This window comes from Rhizobium sp. NLR16a, from assembly GCF_017948245.1.
Taxonomy (GTDB): domain Bacteria; phylum Pseudomonadota; class Alphaproteobacteria; order Rhizobiales; family Rhizobiaceae; genus Rhizobium.
In genome coordinates, this window is sequence record NZ_CP072865.1 from 3,429,750 (window position 1) to 3,442,469 (window position 12,720).

Genomic DNA, 12,720 nt, shown 5'->3' on the forward strand with positions numbered 1-12,720 from the left:
CTTAACTCGCGATATCCAGCAATGACTTCAACATTTCGTCTACGGCGTTCAGAATCTTGGTCGCCGCTTTGTAGGACTGCTCAATGTCGAGGAGCAGCGTCAGCTCCTCGTCGAGGTTGACGCCGGTCTCATTGGAATAGGCTTCGTCGGAGCGCGACAGTGCCGCCGAAGTGTTTTCGGCCGCCGTCGTTGCGTTGCTGCGGTACTGCTCGAGCCAGCCGAGTGAATTCGTGGCATATTCCATGATGCTCACGTTGGAATCGATGCCCGTCGTGGCGTCGAAGCCGACCGGCGCTCCAGCTGCCGGGTCGAAATCCATGTCGGATGTCATCGCCGTATAAAGGCGGTCGAGCTCAGCCGTATAACCGCTGACGCCTGACGTATTCAGGACGACGCCGGCGGCGTTGACGCCACCATCGCGCAGACGCATCGGATCGCCGCCCTGTGAGGTGATTACGCGGGTGCTGACCGTGATGGTCGACGCCATGCCGGCGACCGCGGTGGCGCCAGTATCTACCGTGCCGCCGCTCCAGGTGAAGAGGCCAGGCACATAGGCCGGGGGGCCTGCCGTGTTCTGCTCCTTGAAGAGCGAGACGAGGCCACGGGCGATTTCGTCGAGCTGCTTCTGGAAGTTGGGGGCGATCTCGTCGCGAATCTGCAGGAGCGACTGGAGGCTTCCCTGCCCCGTCGTCGTCGAACCCTTGCCGAGCGGCAGCGCCACGCCGTCGATATAGACAGAATTGCCGACCGTGGTGGCGGTATAGATATCCTGGGACTTGAACGTCACCTTGCGCGGGATCGTCTCGAAGAGGATCGTTCCGTCCGGCGTGCTCAACACCATGTCGTTGTTGTCGCGCGTCGTCGCGCTGACGCCGACGATTTGCGAAATCTGCTTCAGAACTTTCTCGCGTTCATCGAGAGCGCCGGATGCATCCGTACCGGAGGCGGTGGCGGTCTTGACCGCATTGTTAGCCTTCTCGAACTGGCTGAGGAGCGTATTCAGCGTATCGACGGCGGTGGTGATTTCCTTGTCGGCGTTGGCGCGAACGTCCTGAACGGACTGCGAGGCATTGTTCAGCGAGTTGGCGACGTCCTGGGCGGCGGTGACGGCGCCCTGCGCGGCGACTGTACTGCCGGGCGTGGTGCGGAACGCCTGGAGCTTCTGCTGGAAAACACCGAGATAAGTGGACGGCGACGTTTCGTAGTCGTTGCCGCCCATGATCGATTTGAGGTCTTCGAGACCGCCCAGCAGGGTCTGCTGGGCACTATCCTGAGAGGAGGTCTTCAGATACTGACGCAGTAGGGCATCTTCCTGTGCCCGGTTGATCTTGACCACCTGCGCGCCGTTGAGTGACGTGGTGAGCATCGCCTGTCGGCGCACGTAATCCTTGTTGCCCGCATTCGAGATATTGTTCGATACGACACTGCTCTGCGTGCCGGTATTGTTGAATATGTTCTGCGCGGTATTCAGTGCGGACGTGAGCGACATGGCTTAGCCGTTACCTTACTTATCTCTTGAGGTTGACGAGGACGTCCATGATGTCGGACCCCGTCTGAAACACTTTCGAATTGGCGGTGTAGCTGCGCTGCGCTTCGATCATCTCGGTCAGTTCGCCGGCGAGATCGACGTTCGAACCCTCGAGAGCACCTGATTTGATCGTGCCGAGCCCGTTGGTCTGCGGGAAGCCGGTGACGGTGACGCCCGATTGTCCGTTGGCGCTGTAGACGTTGCCGCTCATCAGCGTCAGCTTGTCGGGGCTTGCAACGTTGGCGAGCGGAATGCGGTAAAGTGGCTTGGTGCTGCCGTCTTCATACTTGGCGTAGACGATGCCGTCGCCGTCGATGGTGACGTCCTTGACCGGGGTCGCCGCCTGACCGTTCGGCGTACCGGTGCCGGAAAAGGCGGCGCCGAGTTGAGTAAAGCCGGAGAGATCCATTGCTATCGTCTGGCCGGTGGTCGTATCGTTGATGCTGAGGGTGCCGCCAGTGAGCATCTTGCCGTCACGGTCAAAGGTTAGCGATCCCGATCCGACAGCGCCACCGGCGCTGTACGGAAATGAAGTTGTGCCACCCGTCGCCGCGTTGGCGTTGCGAAAGACTGCAACCTCCCAGGTCGCAGCGGTACCGGTTGCCGGCGGCGGCGTAACCACCGAGGTCTTCGTGAAGTAGAAGTCGTACATCACCTTGTTGCCGAGACGGTCATAGGCGACCATCGAGACCTTTTTGGTGTCGGCGGTGGTGGTCGCGAGGTTTGCGCTTGGAAGGGTCGCCGGGGCAACCGGCGCGACGTTGGCGTTGGAATCAAGGTTCCCCTTGAAGACACCTGATGTCGACGCGATTGCGGTCAGACCATCCTGATTGACGTTGACGGGGACGAGGCCGTCGAAGCCGTTGACGACGACGGCAGGAGCGCCGGAGTCGTAGGAATAGCCCATCAACTGGAAGCCGGCGGCATTGACGAGATTGCCTTCGTCGTCCTTCTGGAAGTCGCCGGCGCGGGTCAGAACCGGTGTGCCGTCAGGCCCTTGGACAATGAAGAAGCCGTCGCCCGAAATCGCAAGATCGGTGGAGGAGGTCGTGTAAGAAATATCGCCTTGGTCGGAGACCGCCTGGCGCACGGAGGTCTGAACGCCGCCGGAGTTGTAATTGCCGCCCGAGGAGGGGAGAACCAGCGAGGAGAAGCTCGTCGACACGGCCTTGTAACCGGTGGTGTTCACGTTGGCAATGTTGTCGGAGACGGTGCTGAGGCGGTTTGCCTGCGCGTTCATGCCCGACACTGCCGTCTTCATGCTGCCGAAAATGCTCATCTGAAAACCTCGTTTTACCTGTTAAACTCGAGAGTATTTGTCGGGCCTTGCGTGAAGCTGTCTGTGATGGCGAGCAGCGAGGCCAATCTCGAGGTTCAGCCGGACGCCGCTGTCCGGCCGGAAAAATCAGGCCCAGTCGATGCAGTAGCCAAGGAAGCGCTTGGAATCGACCGGATCGACACCGAGCTTCTTGCGCAGCTTCTTGCGCAGCTTCGAGATGTGGCTTTCGACGACGTTCTCCTCGACCTCCTCATCGAAGATGCCGTAGATGGCGTTGAAGATCTGGGTCTTGGTGACCCGGCGACCGCGATTGGCGATCAAATATTCGAGGATGCGGCGCTCGCGCCGGGGAAGCGCGAAGACTTCGCCGTTGATCTCGGGGTCACGACCATCCGAGAAGACACGGATGCCGCCGATATCGGTGTAGTTGGCGATCGCCTTCAGCCGGCGCCGGATCGCGGCCGCCCTGGCGAGGATTTCGCGGGGATGGACAGGCTTGCGTACCACGTCGTCGACGCCGCAATCGAAAAGCGCAAGGGTGTTTTCGAGCGAGGGCTGGTCGCTGACCGCGATCACCGGCGCCATCGAGCGGTCCCGGATCGCCCGGGGCAGCTCGAAGCTGCGTTGGCCCTGACCGATCAAAAAGGCCTCGACCGCCGCAATATCCGAATCGGCAGCGGTCTGTACCCACTCGCCGAATTCCGATGGATCAAAGCCGGTGGAGGGAATGCCCTCCCGGCCAAACAGGGATGTGTATCCGTCTTTCACGAGCTCACGCTCATCAACCACTACGATCATTCGTCCGCCTCCGAATCAGTGTGGCACTTCGATGATCTATGGGTACGAATCGCACGAATCGGCGACAACTCGTTAAAGTGAATGGCGGAAATTAATAATTGATTAAGACCCGCGTTGCGATTTGATCTACATCTAGTGGCCTGGCTCGGATATCCACACAAAAGTTTCGTGGAAAAGTTAACGAGCAGTTAAATGTGACTTGCACGTCGATTTGACGCCGGATTCCTGCCACATTATGACACAGTTCCGTCACAATTTGGCACTTCCATTTTTGGTTGAATTAATTTTGGCAGAAGTTACTCGCATTGGGAGTCCATTTGCCATAGCCCGTGGCCACCAAATTGGCGATGACGCGACAGACATATTGCTTCTGCGCCGGGTTGTTATTTGGCCCTGCATGGTATCTGGCTACCGCCATTGTCCACGTCTCATGACGGTCATGCAGGTTGCGGAGAAACTTCGCCGCATATTCGACGTTGCGATGCGGATCGAACATATCTTCGGCGGAGGCGAAATTCTCGCCATGATAATAGTGATTGATCTGCATGCATCCGATGTCGATTAGCTTCGCCCCGCTTCTTCGGGCGACATCGAACTGCCTCATCGCATCCTCTTCCGAAGGCGGAAAAATCGCCCTGCCTTCGACGTTCATGGCATAGGGATAAAGTGAGCCCTTGCGACCGGTCTCCGTCAGCCCAACCGAATAGAGGATGCCTTCCGGGATGCCGTATTTGACCGCAGCCGACTGGATTTCGCGTTCGCAGGCACCGGTGGAAGCGGCTGCCTCAGAGGTAAACGCCGCCAGCGCTGCTGCTGCGAGCACCGCCAGCAAAGACGTCTTCGATACCGGTCTCGCCTGCGCCATTGAAGCCTCCATCCGTCCGCTGCGCCACCTGATTGTGGCGCTCGCGCGCCTCGCTGCCCTGCCCTTGCTGCGGCAGCGACTGCTGCTGGGAGGCCTGCCCCTGGCCGTCGGCCTGGTTGCCAACGTCGGCCCGCTCGACGGGGGCCAGGCTGATGGTAACGTTTTCGACCGCATAGCCCTGGCTGCGCAGAGATTCGAGAATCTTGCCGTGATCTTCCTTCAGCTGCCGGTAGGCTGTGCCGGTTTCGACCTTGAGGTCGACGTTCAGGGCGTCGCCAGCCAGGCGCATGGTCGCCGTCACCAGGCCAAGATCGATCGGGTTCATCTGGATCTTCAGCGTATTGACCACCTTGCCGGTGCTCGTCCATTCCGCCGCGTTGGAGAGCGCCGAACTCGGCTGCATGGCGCGCGCCCATTCGGAGTCACCAGCGAGAGCCGCGGTGACCGCGGCGGAATTGGTGTTCTGCGCCAAGCCGATATAGCGGCGCGATTCGAGGACCGAGACGTTTTCGACATCGGTCTTCTTCGCACCGTCCTTCGGCCCGGCCTGTTCCGCGCCGCGGTGAACGTCCATCGACACGCCGCGGCCATCGGCGCGACTGATCCGGAACGTCCGGCCGTCGGCGGCTTCGGTGTTCTCGGCGCCGGGAACCCTGATATCATCAGCCTTGACGCTTTCGACATTGCCGCTGACGACCGCCAGGGCGTCGGATGCGTGCCCGCTCGTTTTGGCGTCGACACCAACGGTCGTCTTCTCGGCAGATCCGGCCTCGCCGGTCTTGGTGAGGGCTTGATGGACGGCTGCCACGGCTGGCGAAGCCGTGCCATTGGCGGCCTCCTGCTTCAGCAGCCCGAGCACATCGGAAATGCCGCCGTCATCGGCCTCACTGTCCGTATCCGCATCTGTTTTCGGGATCTCCGCCTTGACGCGCTTGACGCCCTTGGCCGCCTGCGCGGCCTCGTCGGCGGATTGATCCTCGGCATCGAGCTTGCCGACGCCGACCGGCGGTTTGAGCCCATCCTTTGCAGGTCTTGCCGCGGCCTTTTCGACATTGGCGATCGTCTCCGGCTGCACCTCGGCCTGTGCCTTGAGCGCGGCGCCGCCGAGATCGATCAGCGGTTTGGCGCCGCTGCGGCTGCGGATCGTTCGTGTCACTTTCCCTGGATCGCCATCGGCGACACTTTGATCCGGCTGCGCATCGTCGGGCGCGTCGTCGAAGGCGCTGCCGCCTGTCTTGGCAAGCACATCGGAGAAGCCGCCCTGCTGACCGGTGGCATCGCCCTTTCCAGCCTTGGCGGATTTCGCGGCCGCAGCCGCCTCCGCACCAGAGGCTCCGCCCGAGACGCTCAAATCCATCATTGTTCGTTGCCTTCCTGCGCCAGCAGACCATCGATCTCGTCGAGCTTGGACCGGCTGGTCGTCACAAATGCGTTGAATGAGGAGTCGGTATCCTGGCTCTGGCCAGTCGATGCCACACCTCCCGGAACAGGCTCGGGAGGCGCGCTTGGCGTCCCCGGTTGCGTGGCTATCGCAGCAGCCTTTTCAGAAGTGATTTCTTGATGAGAAGTGTTAGGATTGGATGCTTGCGTCAAGCTTGCCGGATCCGGCGCACGCAGGATCTGCTCGGCAACGGACCGCGCCGCCGCCTGCAGCGCCTGATCCCGCGGCGAAAGCGTTTCACCATCGATGTCGCTGACGTTCTTCGCCGCCTGGTCGATATCGTCCGTCGGAAGGCCGGCCATACCGCCATAAAAATCTGCCAGCGGGCCGAAGGCATTGTCGGTACCCGCGCTAAGCAGCTGCACATGTTCGACCGCCATGCGCGCCAGCTCAGGCTTGCCCGCTATCGCTGCAGCGCGGGCGATGCGCAGATAGACCTCGCGCTGGCGCGGGGCATCCATGAAGGAGAGGATATCGACGACATCATGCGGTTTCACATCGTGATCATGGGCGACGACGAGCTTGACGAAAAGATCGGCGAACTGGCTAGCATAGGGCGAATGCAGGAAGCGTCTGGCATAACGCTGCGAATAGGCGAGCCCCTTGTCGAGCATTCCCTTGTCGACGCAGATGGCGAGGGAACGGCGCAAGGCCGCCTCCTCGACAATCGTGCCCGGCGCGGCCAGACGTGCCTGGTCGTAGAGGCCAAGCGCATCTGTCGGTTTGCTGGCGATCATCACGTTGCCGCCGATCAGCGCCAGGTATGGACCGATCTTCTTGTCGCGATATTCCTTAGCGGTTTCCTCCAGCGTCTTGGCGACGAGCAGCCCCTTGCCCGTCAGATATTTGCGCAGCACATCGGTGACGCGGTTGTCGAAATAGCCGTTGACGTCATGGGCGATCAGATATTCGAGCGTCTGGGGATTGCCGCCGCTCATCGTATAGATCAGCGCCGCATCGACATTGCGGTCGTCATCGAAAATCTTTGTATCGGCCGTTCGCAGCCGTTCGTCGATGGTTCCCAACATGAAGCGCTGCATTTCGCCGGCCGAATGATCGCCGGCGACGACGGAATCCTGTACGAACTGCAGCGACCGCAGCATCTTGTACGGCGCAAGATCGTCCGGATCCTGCGCTTTGCCTGCGGCAGGCGAAAGCATCGCCAGGCCGAGGGCCATAAATCCGACGTAGCGATGCTGCCGACGCGCCATCCGACTATCCCTATTCCGCCTGCACCAGGATCTCGATCCGACGGTTGGCCGCATTGAACGGGTCGGCGGGAAGCTTCAGCCGACGGTCGGCGAAACCGGAGACCTGGGAGACGCGCGTCTCGTCCAGCCCGCCGCGCACGAGCATGTAATAGGCGCTCTGGGCGCGATCCATCGAAAGCCGCCAGTTCTCGTTCTGCCCGCCCTTGTATTGGCGCCCGTCCGTGTGGCCGCGGACGGCGACTGCGCCCCCCCTCTCCTTCAGGATCGTCCCGATCTTTTCCATGGCGAGCACCATCTCCTGGCGCGGAACGGCCGAACCGATATTGAACATCGAATCGTCGTTCTGGTCGGAGATGCTGACCAGCAGGCCGCCTTCGGCTGCCGTCACTGTCAGGCCTTCGGCGAGCTTGCCGGCAACACCGCCGATCTGTTGCGCGATCTCCGCCTGAAGCTGTTCGGCTTCCTTCTTCTGCTGCTCGGTCCCAGCCGCGCTCTTGTCGGCTTCCTTCTGATGCTCGACGTCCTTCCGAGCTTCCGCCTTCTTCTCCTCAGGCGCCCTGCCATCCGTCGCCTTGCCGTCCCTGGTCTCGGCGGGGCCGGTCGTTTCCTTGGTCTGCTTGGCTTCCTTGGCGGGCGCTTCCTTAGCGGGCTTCTGATCGCTCGCCAAAGGCACCGGCTTCATATCCTCTGCCTTGGCGATCTCCGTCGTCTCGCTCTCGGCCGCCTGCTCCTCGCTCTTGCCGGGCGGCAGGGGTTTTCCGGCCGTTGTCACCTCCACCTGCTTCGTCCAGAAATCCGGATCGAAGGGATCGCGATAGGCTTGACCGCCATCGGCGCCGGTGGCAGGGCCGGAATCGGCCGCGCCGCCATCGCCCTTGGCGCTGACATTGGCCTGCTGGCCGACCTCCTGGGCGATCTCGGCGAGTACCGAATAAGGATTCTCGAAGAAATCGGCCTCGGAATAATTGGTCTGGTCGCCTGAGGTCGATGTCTGGTCGTCACCATCGGCGGCGGACTTGCCCTCGGTCGGATTATCTTCCTTCTGTTTCGACTTTTCCTTCTTCTCCTCGCCCTCGGCATGGTCGACAGGCTTCTTCAGGCCTTTCTCGGTCGGCTTTTCGTCGGCAAGCTTGATCGGATTGAAATAGGTCGCGACCGCGGCCTTGGTCTCCTCGTTGGCGGCGTTGACCAGCCACATGACCAGGAAGAATGCCATCATCGCTGTCATGAAGTCGGCATATGCAATTTTCCACGCACCGCCGTGGGCACCATCGTGATCACCGCCGCCATGCCGCTTGACGATAATGATCTCGTTTCTGCCGTGGTGATGGTTTTCGCCGTCGCTCATTCGAGAACTTTCTTCAAGCTGGCCGCCCAGGCGGACATTCGGGTGACGATGACGGATTCACCGATTTCGACGGCTAGATCGACATCGTCTGCCTCGATGTGCCGAACCGCGGCAGCATGTTCGCCGAGCTCGGCCTTCAATATGTCGAAGAGGCTGGTCGGACCCCTGACGACGATCGGTCCGGCCGCGCCTTCGAGAATCGCTTCACGCAGCAAAGCGGCGAGACTTTCGGCAGCCTTCGCCGCAAGCGCGTCCGTCACGACGGGCGCAATGGCCGTGGCTGCGCCAGCGCTGACCAGCTGAGCGACTTCTTCGGCGATATCGCGGACGCGGGATGCAATGACCGCCGCCGCCTCCACTTCATAGCGAATCTTCAGTTCCTCGAGCGCGCGCGCATGGGCCTCGGCCAGAGCGCGCGCCTCGCTTTCGTATTTCTCGGCCAAATCAGCGGTCGCCGCGGCATGGCCTTGCGCATAGGCGTCACGCCGCTCCGCCTCGAGGTCGACCGGCGGTTCGCTCGGCGGCTCCGGAAAAACATCTCCGGCCAAATCGTCGATATCGATGATCGGCCCTGACGGCTTCGGTTCGCCGAAGTCCTTCAAATACCGAGAAAGCGAAATGCTCATAGAAACCATCCAGCGTCCGGGAGACGTGCGGCATGCCCGCCCCCGTTCAAAATGACCTTGTGCGCGACATGTCCTTCGCAGCGAACAAGGGCTTGACCTTGCACCGGCACGATTTTCGGACGATGCCTTCATGCCGGAAACTAGGAAGTCAAACTTGCGCGAAGATGAATGGCGCCGCCGCCATCAGTGATCACGCCCAGCTCTATTCCAGCAGAATGAGGATCTTGCTCGCTGCCGTGTTGAGGATCGAGATCGCTTCGACGGCCATCTGCTTCTGGGTTTCAATCGCCTTCTGGCGGATCGAAGCCTCATCCATATCGGTATCGACGAGCGCGCCGACGCTTTTGTCGATCGAATCCGACAGATCAGCGGCGTAATCGATCTGATCGTCGATACGCGTCTTCATCACACCGATGGAGGCTGCCGTCGTCGTCAGTGAGGAGAACAGGGAGTCGGTCACATCGAGCATGTCGACGAGCTGGGCGTCGGTGGTGTTCTTGCCGATCGCGATTTCGCTGCCCGTCGCCGGCGTGGTCGAACCGGCGTCCAGCAGGTAATAATTCCGCGGTCCGGTGCCGCTGTTGTTGATCGCCTGGGCGTCAATCGCCTTGGTGAACAGGCCACCGCTCGCATTGTTCTTGTCGATGAGGATGGTCTGCGACGAAGGGAAGTCGATGGTCTGGGCCTGGTATTCGCCCGTCGAGGCGCGCACGAAGCCTGAAATGACCGACCATGCCGGCGGCGCGGTCTTGTCACTGTTCAGCAACCAGTTCTCGCCTGCAAACGACGTTGATTCGACAACGGTCTTCAGCTGCTCCTTATATTCGCTGATCTCGGCATTGATCTTGTCCTTGTCGGTGCCGGGCTCTCTTGCAGCAACCAGCTTGGCGCGGATCTGGCTGACGAGATCGAGCGCCGAATTCATTGCCGTGTAGGTCGCATCCACCTTGGCAGCGCCGAGACCCAGCGCATCGCCGATCGTGCCGAGATTGGTGCTATCCGAGCGCATGACAGTGGCGACCGACCAGTAGGAGGCATCGTCTGCGGCCGTCTCGATCCGATAGCCCGAAGAAACTTGCTGCTGGGTCTGACTGGCTTCTTTGTTGATGCTGCGCAGCACCGCAAGTGCATTCACCGCGGCCGCGCTGGTAATCTTAACGGTCATCGACAGGGTCTCGGAATAAGATGAAAGGGCAGGCCGGATTGCCGGCGGCGACTGAAGTGGCCTCATGCCTCCGGCGAAATTTCACCGGCGCGTCGCAAAAGCAAATCAACTCAAGGCGAAGTTAACTCGATATCAACTTGTTGGGCAAGAGCGGCGCCGCGAGCGCGACATTCGGATTGCCTCGCAAGTCAAACCATTGTTGTCAAAGAAAGAACCGCGCCGTTTCGGGCGCGGTCCGGAAGGTTTTCTGCTTGCGGCCGAACGGCGGCGCAAGATTCGGTCCAGCTTCAGCGGCTGATTTAGCTGCGGAACAGCGTGAGGATGTTCTGAGCGCTGGAGTTGGCGATCGACAGCGACTGGATCGCCAGCTGCTGCTGGGTCTGCAACGCCGTCAGCTTGCTCGATTCCTCTTCCATGTCAGCATCGACGAGGCGGCCGACGCCCGAATCGATCGAATCGGTGAGCGCTCCGACGAAGTTTTCCTGCAATTCGATACGCGTCGAAATCGAACCGAGTTGCGATGCAGCCTTGGTCATCGCTTCGAGGCCGGCCTCAATCGAGGTCAGGGCCATGGAAATCTCAGCCGAACCGAAGGTGCTGATGTCCATAGAGTAGATCGAACCGATCGTGCCGTAGGACGTGCCGATAATGCCGGAACTCGTCTCGATCGTACCGGTCGAGGTCATGCCGAAAAGAACATTGCCCGTAGAGCTCGTGTCCAGGACGTAGTCCGTCGTCTTGACCGAGACGTTGCCGTTTCCGTCGCGGACGAAGGTCGACACGACGCTCTTGGTGCCGTCGGCACCGGCGACCCAGTTTTCACCGGAGAAGGAAGCCGACTGTGCGATGCTGAGCAGCTGCTGCTGCAGCTGACCGATTTCTTCCTGGACCTTGGTCTTGTCGACGCCCTTTTCGGTTGCGGCAACGATCTTCGCCTTGATCTCGCTGATGACGTCAATGGCGCTGTCCATGGCGGAGTAAGCGGTGTCGACCTTGGCGGCGCCTAGACCGAGAGCGTCGGACACGGCCGAAAGCGCCTTGTTGTCCGAACGCATGGTCGTTGCGATCGACCAGTAGGCGGCATTGTCGGCAGCCTTTTCAACACGATAACCCGACGAGACGTGGTTCTGCGTGTCTTCGAGGCTGTCGTTGATTCCGCGGAGTGTCTGAAGAGCGGCCATTGCCGCGACGTTCGTCAAAATGCTGGTCATGAAATGATTGCCCCTTGTTGGCATCTGGGAAAAAGGGACATTCCGGAATGTTACCGGGAACGGGGATCAGCCTCATGCCTGTTAACCGGTTGTTAATTTCGGTTAACCCGCCGTCTCGTTGAGCTGAGAAGACAACATTATGGTTAATCAATCGTTAACGGAAATAAGAAAGCCGCGCTTCGTCGAAGCGCGGCTCGGCACGAGGTGCCCGCCGGAGACCGGCGGGCCATATTTTCCGGCGCTTATTAGCCGCGGAAGAGCGACAGGATGGTCTGCGAAGAGGAGTTCGCGATCGACAGCGACTGGACAGCCAGCTGCTGCTGGGTCTGGAGGGCGCTGAGCTTGGAGGACTCTTCTTCCATGTCAGCGTCGACGAGGCGGCCGATACCGGAGTCGATCGAGTCGCTCAGAGCCGACACGAAGTTTTCCTGAAGTTCGATACGCTTGGAGATCGAGCCGAGAGCAGCACCGGCGCTGGTCATGGACTTCAGAGCCGATTCGACGTTGGTCAGAGCGGACTGGATCTCGCCGAGGGTGAAGTTGGTGATGTCCATCGCGTAGACCGAACCGGTCGCGCCGTTCGAAGAACCGAGGATACCTGTGGAGGTTTCGACCGCGCCGCCGCTCATGCCGAACAGAACGTTGCCAGTGGAGCTGTTGTCGAGAACGTAGTCGGTCATCACGACCGAAACGGCGTTGGAGCCGTCGCGGACGAAGGAGGCAACGACGTTCTTGGTGCCGTTAGCGCCGGCAACCCAGTTTTCACCGGAGAAGGAGGCCGACTGAGCGACGCTCAGGAGCTGCTGCTGCAGCTGGCTGATTTCTTCCTGGACCTTGGCCTTGTCGACGCCGTTTTCAGTCGCGGCAACGAGCTTGGCCTTGATATCGCCGACGACATCGATGGCGCTGTCCATGGCGGAGTAAGCGGTGTCGACCTTGGCGGCGCCGAGGCCGAGAGCGTCGGAAACAGCCGAAAGAGCCTTGTTATCCGAACGCATGGTCGTTGCGATCGACCAGTAAGCAGCGTTGTCGGCAGCTTTGCCGACGCGGTAGCCGGACGAAACGTGAGCCTGGGTCGTCTGGAGACCCTGGTTGACGCCACGCAGAGTCTGGAGGGCTGCCATTGCAGCATTATTGGTATTGATGCTCGTCATAGTTTGTTTGCCCCTTGTTGGCAGATTTTAAGAAGGGACATTCCGGATTTTCGGCCGGCCCACAGCGATCAGCATCATGCCTGTTAACCATTCT

12 protein-coding genes are annotated in these 12,720 nt (G+C 60.5%); 1 reads left to right on the plus strand and 11 read right to left on the minus strand.

Annotated elements, in window-relative coordinates; all coding sequences use genetic code 11:
• Window position 1: 1 nt before the first annotated feature.
• The 9 genes from flgK to J7U39_RS16625 all read right to left on the minus strand — a co-directional run bounded on the left by flgK (window position 2) and on the right by J7U39_RS16625 (window position 10,261).
• A complete protein-coding gene (gene flgK / locus J7U39_RS16585) occupies window positions 2–1,489 on the minus strand; it encodes a flagellar hook-associated protein FlgK (RefSeq protein ID WP_210629189.1) in 1,488 nt (495 codons plus the stop codon).
• Between the two features lie 19 nt (window positions 1,490–1,508).
• Window positions 1,509–2,807 (minus strand): flagellar hook protein FlgE, encoded by a 1,299-nt coding sequence (locus J7U39_RS16590; protein ID WP_184457300.1) that lies wholly within the window; start codon window positions 2,805–2,807, stop codon window positions 1,509–1,511.
• A 126-nt stretch (window positions 2,808–2,933) separates the two neighbouring features.
• Window positions 2,934–3,605 (minus strand): winged helix-turn-helix domain-containing protein, encoded by a 672-nt coding sequence (locus tag J7U39_RS16595; RefSeq protein WP_064709879.1) that lies wholly within the window; start codon window positions 3,603–3,605, stop codon window positions 2,934–2,936.
• A gap of 280 nt (window positions 3,606–3,885) precedes the next feature.
• Complete coding sequence (locus J7U39_RS16600; RefSeq protein WP_210629190.1) at window positions 3,886–4,470, minus strand: lytic transglycosylase domain-containing protein; 585 nt, start codon at window positions 4,468–4,470, stop codon at window positions 3,886–3,888.
• On the minus strand, window positions 4,391–5,830 hold the full coding sequence (locus tag J7U39_RS16605; protein WP_210629191.1) for a flagellar hook-length control protein FliK: 1,440 nt from the start codon (window positions 5,828–5,830) through the stop codon (window positions 4,391–4,393). The genes J7U39_RS16600 and J7U39_RS16605 overlap by 80 nt, the downstream gene beginning before the upstream one ends.
• Window positions 5,827–7,122 (minus strand): chemotaxis protein MotC, encoded by a 1,296-nt coding sequence (gene motC / locus J7U39_RS16610; RefSeq protein WP_210629192.1) that lies wholly within the window; start codon window positions 7,120–7,122, stop codon window positions 5,827–5,829. The genes J7U39_RS16605 and motC overlap by 4 nt, the downstream gene beginning before the upstream one ends.
• Before the next feature lie 10 nt (window positions 7,123–7,132).
• Window positions 7,133–8,470, minus strand: coding sequence for a MotB family protein (locus tag J7U39_RS16615; RefSeq protein ID WP_210629193.1), 1,338 nt, complete (start codon window positions 8,468–8,470; stop codon window positions 7,133–7,135).
• Complete coding sequence (locus tag J7U39_RS16620; protein ID WP_210629194.1) at window positions 8,467–9,096, minus strand: hypothetical protein; 630 nt, start codon at window positions 9,094–9,096, stop codon at window positions 8,467–8,469. Before J7U39_RS16620 ends, J7U39_RS16615 begins: the two co-directional genes overlap by 4 nt.
• A gap of 202 nt (window positions 9,097–9,298) precedes the next feature.
• Window positions 9,299–10,261, minus strand: a complete 963-nt coding sequence (locus tag J7U39_RS16625; RefSeq protein WP_210629195.1) for a flagellin — start codon at window positions 10,259–10,261, stop codon at window positions 9,299–9,301.
• A gap of 64 nt (window positions 10,262–10,325) precedes the next feature.
• Between J7U39_RS16625 and J7U39_RS16630 the strand changes: the two genes are divergently transcribed.
• The gene (locus J7U39_RS16630) at window positions 10,326–10,559 is read left to right on the plus strand and encodes a hypothetical protein (protein ID WP_210629196.1); all 234 of its coding nucleotides are present in this window, start codon (window positions 10,326–10,328) and stop codon (window positions 10,557–10,559) included.
• Window position 10,560: 1 nt separating this feature from the next.
• Here J7U39_RS16630 and J7U39_RS16635 read toward each other — a convergent pair whose 3' ends face one another.
• Together J7U39_RS16635 and J7U39_RS16640 are read right to left on the minus strand one after the other, a co-directional pair.
• Window positions 10,561–11,472, minus strand: a complete 912-nt coding sequence (locus J7U39_RS16635; protein WP_210629197.1) for a flagellin — start codon at window positions 11,470–11,472, stop codon at window positions 10,561–10,563.
• A gap of 245 nt (window positions 11,473–11,717) precedes the next feature.
• Window positions 11,718–12,626, minus strand: coding sequence for a flagellin (locus J7U39_RS16640; protein WP_184457286.1), 909 nt, complete (start codon window positions 12,624–12,626; stop codon window positions 11,718–11,720).
• Window positions 12,627–12,720 lie beyond the last annotated feature (94 nt).

Excerpts from the sequence above, each read along its gene's own strand:
- flgK (WP_210629189.1), bottom strand. The coding sequence starts at position 1,489 with ATGTCGCTCACGTCCGCACTGAATACCGCGCAGAACATATTCAACAAT.
- J7U39_RS16590 (WP_184457300.1), bottom strand. The coding sequence starts at position 2,807 with ATGAGCATTTTCGGCAGCATGAAGACGGCAGTGTCGGGCATGAACGCG.
- J7U39_RS16595 (WP_064709879.1), bottom strand. The coding sequence starts at position 3,605 with ATGATCGTAGTGGTTGATGAGCGTGAGCTCGTGAAAGACGGATACACA.
- J7U39_RS16600 (WP_210629190.1), bottom strand. The coding sequence starts at position 4,470 with ATGGCGCAGGCGAGACCGGTATCGAAGACGTCTTTGCTGGCGGTGCTC.
- J7U39_RS16605 (WP_210629191.1), bottom strand. The coding sequence starts at position 5,830 with ATGATGGATTTGAGCGTCTCGGGCGGAGCCTCTGGTGCGGAGGCGGCT.
- motC (WP_210629192.1), bottom strand. The coding sequence starts at position 7,122 with ATGGCGCGTCGGCAGCATCGCTACGTCGGATTTATGGCCCTCGGCCTG.
- J7U39_RS16615 (WP_210629193.1), bottom strand. The coding sequence starts at position 8,470 with ATGAGCGACGGCGAAAACCATCACCACGGCAGAAACGAGATCATTATC.
- J7U39_RS16620 (WP_210629194.1), bottom strand. The coding sequence starts at position 9,096 with ATGAGCATTTCGCTTTCTCGGTATTTGAAGGACTTCGGCGAACCGAAG.
- J7U39_RS16625 (WP_210629195.1), bottom strand. The coding sequence starts at position 10,261 with ATGACCGTTAAGATTACCAGCGCGGCCGCGGTGAATGCACTTGCGGTG.
- J7U39_RS16630 (WP_210629196.1), top strand. The coding sequence starts at position 10,326 with ATGCCTCCGGCGAAATTTCACCGGCGCGTCGCAAAAGCAAATCAACTC.
- J7U39_RS16635 (WP_210629197.1), bottom strand. The coding sequence starts at position 11,472 with ATGACCAGCATTTTGACGAACGTCGCGGCAATGGCCGCTCTTCAGACA.
- J7U39_RS16640 (WP_184457286.1), bottom strand. The coding sequence starts at position 12,626 with ATGACGAGCATCAATACCAATAATGCTGCAATGGCAGCCCTCCAGACT.